This window comes from Ferrimonas aestuarii, from assembly GCF_005116665.1.
Classification (GTDB): Bacteria; Pseudomonadota; Gammaproteobacteria; order Enterobacterales; family Shewanellaceae; genus Ferrimonas; species Ferrimonas aestuarii.
Map to the genome: position 1 here is coordinate 108,013 of NZ_SWCJ01000004.1, position 11,934 is coordinate 119,946.

Annotated in this window: 9 protein-coding genes; 8 read left to right on the plus strand and 1 reads right to left on the minus strand. The window is 49.2% G+C overall.

Annotated features, from left to right (window positions below):
- Nucleotides 1-135 precede the first annotated feature (135 nt).
- Nucleotides 136-1,710 carry a methyl-accepting chemotaxis protein gene (locus FCL42_RS07435; RefSeq protein ID WP_136862771.1) on the minus strand — a complete coding sequence of 525 codons (1,575 nt, stop codon included), beginning with the start codon at nucleotides 1,708-1,710 and terminating at the stop codon, nucleotides 136-138.
- A gap of 730 nt (nucleotides 1,711-2,440) precedes the next feature.
- Here FCL42_RS07435 and FCL42_RS07440 point away from each other — a divergent pair.
- The 8 genes from FCL42_RS07440 (at nucleotide 2,441) to FCL42_RS07475 (ending at nucleotide 11,849) form a co-directional block, all read left to right on the plus strand.
- Nucleotides 2,441-4,051 carry a methyl-accepting chemotaxis protein gene (locus tag FCL42_RS07440; protein WP_136862772.1) on the plus strand — a complete coding sequence of 537 codons (1,611 nt, stop codon included), beginning with the start codon at nucleotides 2,441-2,443 and terminating at the stop codon, nucleotides 4,049-4,051.
- Between the two features lie 23 nt (nucleotides 4,052-4,074).
- On the plus strand, nucleotides 4,075-5,274 hold the full coding sequence (locus FCL42_RS07445) for a porin (protein ID WP_169308325.1): 1,200 nt from the start codon (nucleotides 4,075-4,077) through the stop codon (nucleotides 5,272-5,274).
- Nucleotides 5,275-5,287: 13 nt separating this feature from the next.
- Nucleotides 5,288-5,695, plus strand: coding sequence for a type 2 periplasmic-binding domain-containing protein (locus tag FCL42_RS07450; protein ID WP_136862774.1), 408 nt, complete (start codon nucleotides 5,288-5,290; stop codon nucleotides 5,693-5,695).
- Between the two features lie 258 nt (nucleotides 5,696-5,953).
- Complete coding sequence (locus FCL42_RS07455) at nucleotides 5,954-6,196, plus strand: DUF3297 family protein (RefSeq protein WP_136862775.1); 243 nt, start codon at nucleotides 5,954-5,956, stop codon at nucleotides 6,194-6,196.
- Between the two features lie 366 nt (nucleotides 6,197-6,562).
- Nucleotides 6,563-7,315: a dimethylsulfonioproprionate lyase family protein gene (locus FCL42_RS07460; RefSeq protein WP_136862776.1), complete on the plus strand. Its 753-nt coding sequence runs from the start codon at nucleotides 6,563-6,565 to the stop codon at nucleotides 7,313-7,315.
- Between the two features lie 57 nt (nucleotides 7,316-7,372).
- Nucleotides 7,373-8,485 (plus strand): OprO/OprP family phosphate-selective porin, encoded by a 1,113-nt coding sequence (locus FCL42_RS07465; protein ID WP_229359806.1) that lies wholly within the window; start codon nucleotides 7,373-7,375, stop codon nucleotides 8,483-8,485.
- Between the two features lie 359 nt (nucleotides 8,486-8,844).
- Complete coding sequence (locus tag FCL42_RS07470) at nucleotides 8,845-10,197, plus strand: sigma-54-dependent transcriptional regulator (RefSeq protein ID WP_136862777.1); 1,353 nt, start codon at nucleotides 8,845-8,847, stop codon at nucleotides 10,195-10,197.
- Nucleotides 10,194-11,849, plus strand: coding sequence for an ATP-binding protein (locus tag FCL42_RS07475; RefSeq protein ID WP_136862778.1), 1,656 nt, complete (start codon nucleotides 10,194-10,196; stop codon nucleotides 11,847-11,849). The genes FCL42_RS07470 and FCL42_RS07475 overlap by 4 nt, the downstream gene beginning before the upstream one ends.
- The last annotated feature ends 85 nt before the right edge of the window (nucleotides 11,850-11,934 follow it).

Consider the following 11,934-nt stretch of genomic DNA (forward strand, 5'->3'; position numbering starts at 1 on the left):
GCGCTCTTATATCAAAAACCCCGCGTTGGCGAAGCGCCAAAACGGGGTTTTGTGAACTGGATTTTATAAACCGTAGTGGCACCTTGATGACGCTCAAATCTTACTCGCAAATGAGTCTCAATCACTTGATTTAGCTCAATACTCTCTCTGAGCACTCAGTTTCCAAAATTGCCGCGACAGATAGTGAGTTTTATGGGACAAACGGCTCATCTTTTCGCCTCGGGATTTGGCCATTTCGGCTTGCTGCAAACTCTCTTCCGCCAATTCACTCACCACCTGAATCGCGTTGCTGATCTCCTCAGCCACCGTAGTCTGCTGTGAAATGGCGGTGGCATTCTGCTGAGCCACTTCGGTAATTCGAGTAATTGATGCACGCAGCTGCTCAAACGCCGCATCCGCCTCCTCGGCCAGATTGACCGAACGAGTTGCCTGTGTCTGCCCGGCTTCCATCGCTTCTGTGGCCATCTGCGTACTGTGTTGGAATTTGGCCACGATGGATTCGATCTGTGCCGTCGACTCACTGGTTCGACTGGAAAGTTGCCGCACTTCATCGGCCACCACCGCAAAGCCTCGACCGGATTCACCCGCCCGAGCCGCCTCAATGGCTGCATTGAGCGCCAGCAAGTTGGTCTGCTCAGCAATGCCCCGAATCACCTCTAAAGCGCCAGTAATGTCACGACTGTCTTGTTCAATCGCATGCACCACATCGGAGAAGTGGCTAACATCTTGGCTCAGTTGATTGATCGCATCGATCACCGCCACCAGACGATCGTGTCCTAGAGAAGCCGCTTGCTGACTCTGTGCCATCTCAGTCGCCGCCGTCTGGGTGTAGGTATTCACTTCGGCGAAACTGGTGGTCATCTCCTCCATCGCCGCGGCCGCCTGGCTGGTTTGCTGGCTCTGACTGTCTGCCCGAGTCCGAGTTTCGTTGATGGTATTATTCAGATCATCGCTCTGAGCACTGATGTCCCCCGCCGAATCCGCCATTCGGCCGACAACGCCACCGTTCTCGGTAATCAAAAAGTGATACGCGAGATCCAACTGACCAATCTCATCTTGTCTACCGGCATAAACTGCGCGGGCAACGGGATCATCGATGATCTGTTTTGATTGCTCTACCAACTTTCTTAAGGGCGCAAGCAACACATATAAGCCGGTCACCCCCAGTATCGACCCGATAACGACGGCCAATAACGGCTGATAACTTGCAGCCAAACCGGTTAGGGAAACCACCAACACCAGCCACAGCAATAACCTGCCTGAAAGTCCCAAGCGACTGGGGCGAATGCTTCTAGGCTGTTTACCTTGATTAAGCTGTTCGTACAGCGATTTCGCCGCCGCCGACTGTTTGGCGGTTGGCTTTCGTCTTACCGCTTGAAATTCATGCAGCCGCCCCTCTTCAAAAACCGGCGCGATGTAGGTGTTTACCCAATAGTGATCGCCATTTCGACATCGATTTTTAACGATCCCCATCCAGGTCTTGCCAGTTTGCAGTCGCTCCCCCAACCCCGCGAATACCGCCTTGGGCATTTCAGGATGGCGAATGAGCGTTTCAGGCTGACCATGGGCGTCATCAAAGCTGTAGCCATTGACTCGGATAAAGTCGCCATTCACGTATTTGATCTTGCCTTGAAGATTGGTTGTCGACAGTAAGATATCGTCTTCCGTCAACGTCACTTCCTGGTGCGTTACTTTGGTTTCTTGTGTCATCGGTCGCGGCTCTTATCGTTGATGTATTGAGCATTCTGCAGAGCATTAGCTAGACAAAATTTGACCAGAATCAACGGCATCGTGCCTAAGTTCACCAAATGATTAAAGAATGACTTAGATCACAAGCAAGAAAAACTACGATCACTGACCTCAATGGTCAAAAAAACAGCATTCGTTTCTATTTCATGGCATATTTTAAGAAATCTGAGCCAATACTTTTAATTCCACAGAATTTAGTAAAATAATTTCAACAATTTAGGTCAGCTAAAATTTTAAAAATAGTTAACTCAATGGGGTCCATCCTTTGTTTTTATTACTACTAAAAATATCAAGTTAATAAAAATTGATTTGACACCTTCGAATTAATTATGGTTCGAATCAGCTTAAAATCCAGTCAACAAAAATCGCCATTTTTAGCTAGGCAACAGCCAAAACCTCATTGATTTAAACTGGCGTAAAAAGCTTATTCAGCATAACAAGCCAAGTCGTAAAACCTATCAAATTTCAACTCGAAAATGATTATAAATTAGACCTTACGAATGTGATCAAATTTTACACAAGATTATTCGTGTAAATACTCGATTAACAGATAAAAACGCTAAATGAATGAGATTCTGCAATTTTCGCTACAGTTTTTCACTAAATTTTCATGTTGAAAAGCACAATTCAACACGCTTACTATGCATTCCAAATTACACTGGATGTTACGGCCTAAGTTGTTGAGGTACGGATGTTAAAAAGTTTAAAAATCACCCACAAATTTTTCCTGTTAAGCTTTGCTTCCATCTTAGGATTTGTCCTTTTGCTCACCATCTTCAATGTCACGCTGTCGAAGAACAGCCGGATGTTGGAGTCACTTCAATTCAAACTCTATCCGGCACTCACCGAATCTCAAGCTAACGTTGTTCGCCTAAATAAAATTACAGAGGATATGGAAAACGCCGTAATGATGGGTGAATTAGAGATTCTAGATGAAACTCTCACTCTCAAAGATGAGATCAATAAGTCTCTAAACTCGCTTATCGGTTATGACGTTGCCCAAAGTGAAGTGACCGCCCTTAAACAAGCGCTGGAAAATTATCACTCACAAGCCTACTCCCTTGCCAATAAAATGATCGATGGCGACATCGATATGGCCGAGCTAGGAGCCCTAGCCGCGCGCTCCAATGAGCAATTTGAAACAACACTTAGCCTGTTCCAAGCCCAACGAGACCGTGCCAATGACGCCATCGAATCGAACGTCAATGCCACGAGCACTGATACCGCCAGCGCTCAGATTACCGCACTGGCTCTTGGAATAAGCGTGATTGTCATCACCGGCATTCTCACCATGCTGTTGGCCCGAACCATCATCACCGCCTTGAAAAGCGTGACACGCTCTTTGGAAGACATTGCTCAGGGTGAAGGCGATCTTACGGTGCAACTGAAGTATGACGGTGAAGATGAACTTGCCGAATTGGTTGATCACTTTAACCAGTTCATCTCAAAGATTCGCCATATGGTGGCGCAAACCGTTGACAGCGTAGAGCAAATTCAACAAACCTCATCGCAATTAGCGCAGCTGACCTCGCAAGCCACCAATAACATTGGCACTCAATCCAGCGCCATTGATCAGACCACCACGGCGCTGTCTGAGATGTTTGAAAGCATCCGTCACATTGCCGCCCACGCGTCACAAGCATCCACGGTGGCCAACGACGCCAAGCTCTCTGTGGAAGAGGGCAATGCCTTGATGACCTCCAGCATCGACTCCACCAACAAGTTGGCCGATGAAGTTGAGCACACCTCTGAAGAGATCACTCGCCTTGAGCAATACCGCAGCAATGTGGGGCTTATCCTCGACACCATCCGCAGCATTGCCGAGCAAACCAACTTGTTGGCACTGAACGCCGCCATTGAAGCTGCTCGCGCCGGCGAACAAGGGCGTGGCTTTGCGGTGGTCGCCGATGAAGTGCGCTCGCTGGCGTCTCGAACTCAAGACTCTACCGCCGAAATTCAGCAGGTTTTGGAGGAGCTACAACAAGCCTCAGAAGCAGCAGTGACCAGCATTGAGCAAGGCACCAAAATCGCGCAAGCCAGTGTGGAGAAGGTGAACCAGAGCGGTGACGCCATCAACAGCATCCACCAACAAGTCAGCAGCATTAACGACATCAACACTCAGATTGCCACTGCCACAGAGCAGCAAAACCAAACCTCGGAAATTCTGAGCCAGTACGTTAATGACATCAAAGAGTTAACCAGTCAGTCCATCCAGTCTATGTCGGAGTTGGAACAGGTCAGCCATGCGCTGCAGAGCATGAATGCCACCATCAATGACACAGTAAACCAGTTCAAAATATAACGATAAATTCTCGGAGAAGTATGATGAGAACACTACCTTTGGCTCTAGTGTCGAGCTGCCTATTGTCTGCGTTCGGCGCCCACGCCTCTGAATCTCAAGAGATCGACGCCCTAAAAGCCCGCGTTGCAGCACTGGAGTCCAGTGCCCAATCCGATAGCTGGGTAAACTCACTTAGCATCAATGGCTTTGCCAACATCGTCGTCGGTCAGTCTGATAATGATTCGGGCTACTTGGGCTATGACGAAGAGGTAGATTTCGAAAACGAGAGCCTGTTCGCGCTGCAGTTTAACTATCAAGTAACCGACCGCATTGAAACCGTGCTGCAACTGGCTGCCCGCGGTGAAAACGATTGGGATGTGGAAGCCGAGTGGGCGTACGCCTCCTATCAGTTCGACAACGCCGCCAAGATCCGTGCCGGTCGCCTGCGTTTGCCACTGTTCATGGATTCCGACTACCTAGAAGTGGGTTACGCCTACCCTTGGATGCGTCCATCCGATGAGGTGTATAGCTTATTCCCAGTTCAGAGCTACACCGGTATCGAATACATCAAGCCAGTATTGGTAGGCGATGGTGAACTGCGTATACAGGCCAACTACGGCCAGACCACCATCGATGAAAACTTCACTGAAAGCATGGATGTTGCGTCCATCAAGCTGCGAGACATCATCGGTGCCTCCTTTACCTACGAGTTGGATGAGCTGACTCTGCGCAGTAACTACTACGCCGCCAATCTAGAGTCCGATGAGGCTTACATGGATGGCTCAAAAGGCGAATTCATCGGCCTAGGTGGACGCTGGGATAACGGCAACTGGATGGTGTCCAGTGAATTTACCCGAATCGAAGTAGAAGGCTCTGTCGCTGACATCGACAGCTGGTATGTAGCTGGTACTTATCGTATTGGTGACTTCTCGCCGTACATCATGTATTCCACCACCACCACCAAAGATGCCGAAGAGCGCGCGCTTCCTGGGGATCTGGTGGCGCACCTTGATGTTGAACGCAATACCTACAGCGTTGGTGTTCGTTGGGACTTCACCGATAACCTAGCGATTAAAGCTGACGTAAGCCACACCACTGATTTTGATGGTACCTCCGGTTACCTACCCGGGAACCGCACCAACGTTGATCTCCCTGTTCCAGGTGGATCAGTATCCGTACCTGTAAACTCCGGTCAGTTCACCGACGCCACCGTTTACAGCATGTCCATCAACCTGGTCTTTTAAGTAGGAGCATCTGATGAAATTTATTGTATTGGCTCTGTCCCTGCTGGTAAGCAACGTCGCTCTGGCTCAGGTTGTTATTGTTGGTAGCCCATCGGCACCAGAGATCAACGCCGCTCAAGCAAAGCGCCTGTTTCTAGGTAAAATTAAAACCCTACCTGGTGCCGGATCCATCACTGTTGTTGAACGTCAAACCGGTGATGCCCTCAAAGCAGACTTTCACGCCAAAGTCACCGGTAAGTCTGAAGCCCAGTTGAAATCATACTGGTCAAAGCAGGTATTTACCGGTAAAGCCAAAGCCCCCGTTGAGGTGGACTCGGCGGCCATGGTGAAAGCCCAGATCGCCAACAACCCAGGTGCTGTAGGATACATCGATAGTGCCGACGTTGATGCGAGCGTTAAGGTGCTGTTCACTCCGAACTGATCTTCTCGCCACACCGAAAAGGCCGCTCGATTGGGCGGCCTTTGTTCTCGCTGTAGATTCAGTTGTTCGATGGCGCTGATACAAAAACCTCCCTCTCGATACAGTACACGCAATCGCCTCTCAGCAAGAATATAACCCCAAGTCACACAACGGCTTTTGAGACGCAAGCCTCCCTCTGATGGGAACTCAATCCTCATTGAGCGCACCCGCCATTCGGTCTATACTCGCCACGATTTTCACAAACTAAAGATGATGATAATGAGCGATACCAAGCCAGCCTTGCCAGATCACCTGTCTATTAACCCTCGTAGCCCACACTACGCAGAAGAGTGCCTGCAACATGACATCGGCATTCGCCTCAACGGCAAAGAGATCACCAATGTTGAGGAGTACTGCATCAGCGAAGGCTGGGTTAAAGTCGCCTCTCCGCGTGCTTTAGACCGCCGAGGCCAACCGATGTTGGTTAAGCGCAAAGGTACTGTGGAAGCGTTTTACGAATAATTCGCTCACCCGCAAGCGCCAAAAACCACAGTCACTCGGCTGTGGTTTTTTCTTTCATGATCACTACCAAGCAATCCACCATCAAGATGCAGCAGCCGTCTTGCTCGCACTATGATGTAATACCATCAAACTCCAAAAAAACACTAAAAACAAAAAGCTCATCATTAATTAATAGTGAGGAAGTTGACATTTTGCAATCAAAATAAAAAATTGCAAAGCCAATGCCTTCAATCAATATAAGCCATCCTCTTGGCACAAAATAAAAATATAAATAACTTATACAAAGTTACCCGTGATTTTCATCACTGTTCGAATAAGTTAATTGAATATTCTGAATTAGAACTTAATTAACTCGGAATAAGTATTATGAAAAATTCATTGGTTAGTTTATGCATAGCTACCCTGTTCTCTACTGCCGCCATTGCCGACTCCAACCCAAAAAATGGTGAGTGGGAATGGGAAGGGGAATATATCTCCGGCGCTGAGATGAAAAAAGGCGGCTACAACGAATACGGCACCAAGTATCCAGTACCGGGTCCTCGTGTAGAACTGCCTTGGAACATCAACGCTTACGATGAACTGCCGCAGATGAAAACCGCACGCTTCAAAGCTTATAAGAAATGGGCTGCGGACCATGGTATCGATGCCAGCAACATCGAAGCTAACCCAAGCTACACCTACACCTACCCAATGGGCCCTGGTGCTCCACTGGACGTGAAAAACATCATGGCTGGTACCTTTACCTTTGAACCGGGTGCCGTTTACGCCGTTGGCCAGCATCCGAGCTGGGAAACCTATGTGGTAGTTGGTGGCGAGGGTGAATTTTACAACTACGACCGTGTTGTAAAAGCCAAGCCTGGCACCTTCGTTCTAACCCGCCCATTCGACGTTCACGCCATTAAAAACACCGGTGATGAGCCACTGGAAGTGATCTGGTTCTGGTGGAAGGAAGACGACCAAGCATTCGATTCCATCCATGTTGGTGGCCTGCCGTTTATGCCTCAAGAGTGCTGGACCGACGACGATCCTCAGAAGCACTGCGTAATGCCACCTAAGCAGATCGCCCCAGCCGTAGGCAAAGAGGCTGAAGCCTGGATGTACTCAGACGCCGATAAATAACCCTTTAAGAGGCCGAGCACGTCTCGGCCTGTTTTCCCATTGATGATGATGAAAACCATGAAAAAATCACTTATTACACTCAGCATTATTTCAGCCCTATCGGCCAATGTTTTTGCCCATGACGGTGACTTCGATATTGGCGGCTCACTAAAGTACAACTACGCATACAAAGACTTTAGTGACTCCTCCCAATCCAAAGGCGGCGACCTCGACTTCAACAGCTTTGAAATCGTGGTTAAAGGCAACTGGGACGACAATTGGGGCTCCAAAGCCGCTTACCGCTTTATGAATGGCCATGATTACCTGAAGTATGGTTATGTCTACTACACCGGAGTCGAAGATTGGCGCTTTGATGCAGGCATCATTGGCAAGCCTTTCGGTAACCGTAACTATGCCTCTCACAACTGGTGGTACAGCCTGAACTACTACCTTGGTTTCGAGGACGCTTTCGACCTTGGTGGTAAAGCCACTTACCAAAAGGATGGCTGGACCTCAGAGCTGGCTTTCTTTAAGAACTCTGCCTACAAGGCCACTGACAAACGTGGCTTTGCCGCCGATGCCTATCGCGGCACCATCAATGGCACCGAATACAACAACGAAGAAGCCAACACCTTTAATGCTCGCCAAAGCTATGCCTTTGACGCTGTGGGTATCGATTTCGAACTGGGTGCGTCATTGGAATATGGCCAGCTCTACAACGCCAAATTGGATGACAACGGCACCTCTACCGCCTATGCCGTGCACCTAGATGCCAACTATCAGGGTCTGAACATTCAGCTGCAGATGGTGGATTACGATTACGATCAAGCCACCGATGGCAGCAACGACACCAACCGCTACGGCGTGAAAATGCTTAACAGCGCCTATGAGGTGGCAAGCAAAGGCCAGATCTACACTGCAAACATCGCTAAGAAGTTCTCCCGCAGCTGGGGTAGTTTTAACATCTACAACGACTACAGCATCGTAACCCCAGACACCGCCGATACCACTCAGGATGACTCCATCGTCAACACCACCGGGGTGAGCATCAAGGTAAATAAGTTTAAGTTCTACATCGACCACTACTACGCCAAAAACTCCGTATGGTTAGGTGATGCAGGACTTGGCCTAGATGATGCTGACGACAGCTGGAATAGCCGAGTTAACATCAACATCGCCTACTTCTTCTAATTTTTCATTCGTTCCTTGCCAGTTAGGCACCAGTTGCAATTTTGCAATTGGTGTCTTTTAACGCTATCGGTGGGTCACGCTCTGACAAGATAAAAACAGCGAAATACAGAATTGGGCGAAAGTTAACGCCTTTCATTAATCCAACCCAGTACTCTTGCCCCATACTTTCGAGGGGGAATGTCATCCTGCTTAGTTATCTGTTCAACTCAGAAGCGCTCTAATACACAAAGGCACTACTGAGAAGGAATGGTGATCCCTTTTTAGCCAATGTAACGCTGAACCGGTGCTGTAAAAGCACTTGTCGGAAGGCCGATTTATTTCAGCTAAATGGCCAGATAATTAATCCGGAAGGTATATCGATGAAGACCTTGAACACACTGATTCTCGACGACGAACCCGTCTGGGTAGACAACCTTAGCCAGCTGATCAGCGAGCTGCCGGTTGAGGTCAATATTATTAAGTCTTCCGATCCCAAGCAGTGTGCCAGTATTCTGGAAAGTGTCGAAATAGACTTGATTCTATTAGACCTAATGATGCCCGACATTAACGGCTTACAGATAATCAATGAGGTACATTGCCTCTACCCCAACATCACCTTGGTCGTAGTCTCCGGCATGGATAATTTGGCCACTGCAGTAGAATGCATGCGGGCCGGCGCCAGTGATTTTCTGGTCAAGGGTTCGGAAACAGAGCTGCTACAGCAACGACTGCAAACCATACTCGAAAAGACCAACCTAGAGATCAATTACCGCTCTCTGGTTGATCGCTACTTCGAGCCTAATGCCGAATTTGATGCCAATTACGCCAGTCTGATCAGTCGCAGCCCCAAGATGCAGCAGCTGATCGGATACGCCAAAACCATCGAACACAGCCATGCGCCAATCCTGATTCAAGGGGAAACCGGTACCGGCAAGATGACTCTTGCTCGCTGCTTAGGGGGTGAGCACGCCATAGAGCGGCTGCACTGCCATTCCGACAGTCAACAATGGTTACAACAACTGCTTGGCTATAGCCGAGGTTACCAAGGCTTTGGCCAGCCCCAATTAGGACTTTTGCACAAATTGCAGGACGGCTATCTGGTGCTATCGCAAGTCGAGCTCCTAGATTCCTACGCCCAGAGTGTGTTGTTTGAACTGCTTAATCACCACCACTACTCCCCTCTGGGCACCGATGCGCAGCTACCTATTCGCACCCGCATCATCTGCACCACACTGGTGGACCTACAACCTTTCGTTGACGCAGGAAAATTCCGTGCAGATCTCTACTACAAATTAAGTGTTCACCGCATGCGTGTTCCCCCTCTGCGAGAGCGAACTGAAGATCTGGAGTTACTGGTCCCCCACCTATTGCAGCAACTGAGTGCAGAAGCCGCCCTAGCCGAACTGCCCAATAACCTCTACGAACTGCTACGCAGCTACCCTTTCCCCGGCAACATCAGTGAGCTATCGGCACTGTTAACCGAAGCCTGGTATCAAGGGGAAGAGCAGTTATCGCTGCAAGTGCTGACCCAGCGCTGCAAAACGCAACCAAACTCAAATAGCGCCATCATCAGCCATAAAGTGGTGTTCCCCAACCCACTTCCCACTCTGACCGAAACCAATGAGCTGTTGATCAAAGAGGCGCTAAATCGCTGCAACGGCAGCCAAAAAGACGCCGCCGCACTGTTAGGGCTATCACCTGCCGCCCTGTGTCGCCGGATTGCCAAGCTATGATCTTAAGAACCTTTCGCCTGCTGCTGATGCTGCCTTTAGTCCTTAGCTGGAACGCTAGGGCAGACATCGTCTACGGCATTGACCACGACTTCGCCCCCTATGAGTGGATAAACGAACAGGGGGAACCCGAAGGTTTTAATATTGATCTGATGCGGCAAATTGCCGAACAGTTGAACGAAACCTTGGTGATTGTTCCCGGGCCGTGGCGAAAAGTGATGCAAGATTTCAATGCAAGCCGCATCAATGTGGTTGCCATCGGTATCAGCCCAGATGGTGGCCACAACCCAGGGCTCACTCCAGATTTTGAAGCCTATCCATTCTCATTAGCTTACAGCCACATATACAGCCACAAACACGCTCCTGGTATCCGGAAACTGTCAGATCTTAGTGGCCTAACCGTGGCTCTTAATCGTGGAAGCTATACCGAATTTGCCTTTCTAAATTCAGGCATCAATGCTCAAGTTCTGTACGCCGATTCAGAACGGCAAACCATCGAACTGGTCAGTGATGGCCTTGCCGATGCAGCCTTGGCCAATGCCGTGATCGGTCGTGATACTCTGGCCCGATACCCAACAGCAGCCATTGCCAGCAGTGGCCTGCCGTTGTTCCCTCGCTCCTACGCTTATGCCATCAAAAATCAGGACAAATGGTTGCAACAAGGCATCCACGATGCCCTGAATCAGCTCAGCAACGACGGCAGCTTATTTAAGCTGCGCCAGCACTGGTTTAGCACCACAGAACGCATTCGCCGCCATCAACAGCTTACCGATAACTTCATCAACATCACCGCCGCCGGAGTGCTGTTTTTCTTTGCCGTGCTGGTCTGGAACGTCACCCTGCGGCGCTCCGTCAACCGCCATACCGCTGAGCTTAAACGTCAATCCGCCATCGCTGAAGATAAAGCAAAGATGGCCACCCTAGGGATAATCTCCGCTGGTATCGCTCATGAGATCAACAACCCCAACGGCATCATTATGCAGGCATCCCAAAGTTGTCATGCCCACACCAAAAGGCTGCTGACCTTTCTTAAGCAGACCCCGGGGCTGGAACTGGATCTGCAGTTACACCAACTCAACCTTGAAGCGATCGCTAACGACAGTGAGCAGCAGCATCAGCAGTTGCACCTAGCCAGCAAGAAGATCGCCAATATCGTTAAAGAGCTTAAAGACTACGCTCGCCCAACACCGGCGACCGAATTCCAGCCACTCCAGCTCAATGAGCTGTTCCAATCCACGCAACTGCTGTGCAATAGCCTCAGCAACAGCCATAGAATTCCTCTGAAAGTGGAATCGTCCGAACTCGACATTAGGGTAATCGGTAATAAAGCGAGGCTAGAACAGGTGCTGGTAAACCTTATCGATAATGGCATGCGCGCCTGTCCTAAACAGGGAGGTGAAATTCGAGTTACTGCGAAGGTGCAAGCACAACATGCGGTAATCGAAGTGATCGACAACGGCCACGGCATGAGTGAACAGACTCTGGCCAACGCCACCGAAGGTTTCTTCACCACCCGGCGAACCGAGGGTGGATTGGGTTTAGGGCTGGCAATCTGCAAACGCATTATGCTGGAGCACAATGGTAAATTGGTGCTGCAGTCTCAGCCTGAACAAGGAACCTGCGTACAGATGTGGTTGCCGATCAATAAGGAATAAATTAAGAGCTATTACTCACTAATTAAATGGATGATTGCAAATATACAATCATCCATTTAATTTACCTTTCGCATTTTATATTTAT

Coding starts and splice junctions, on each gene's coding strand:
- FCL42_RS07435 (WP_136862771.1), bottom strand. CDS start 1,710: ATGACACAAGAAACCAAAGTAACGCACCAGGAAGTGACGTTGACGGAA.
- FCL42_RS07440 (WP_136862772.1), top strand. CDS start 2,441: ATGTTAAAAAGTTTAAAAATCACCCACAAATTTTTCCTGTTAAGCTTT.
- FCL42_RS07445 (WP_169308325.1), top strand. CDS start 4,075: ATGAGAACACTACCTTTGGCTCTAGTGTCGAGCTGCCTATTGTCTGCG.
- FCL42_RS07450 (WP_136862774.1), top strand. CDS start 5,288: ATGAAATTTATTGTATTGGCTCTGTCCCTGCTGGTAAGCAACGTCGCT.
- FCL42_RS07455 (WP_136862775.1), top strand. CDS start 5,954: ATGAGCGATACCAAGCCAGCCTTGCCAGATCACCTGTCTATTAACCCT.
- FCL42_RS07460 (WP_136862776.1), top strand. CDS start 6,563: ATGAAAAATTCATTGGTTAGTTTATGCATAGCTACCCTGTTCTCTACT.
- FCL42_RS07465 (WP_229359806.1), top strand. CDS start 7,373: ATGAAAAAATCACTTATTACACTCAGCATTATTTCAGCCCTATCGGCC.
- FCL42_RS07470 (WP_136862777.1), top strand. CDS start 8,845: ATGAAGACCTTGAACACACTGATTCTCGACGACGAACCCGTCTGGGTA.
- FCL42_RS07475 (WP_136862778.1), top strand. CDS start 10,194: ATGATCTTAAGAACCTTTCGCCTGCTGCTGATGCTGCCTTTAGTCCTT.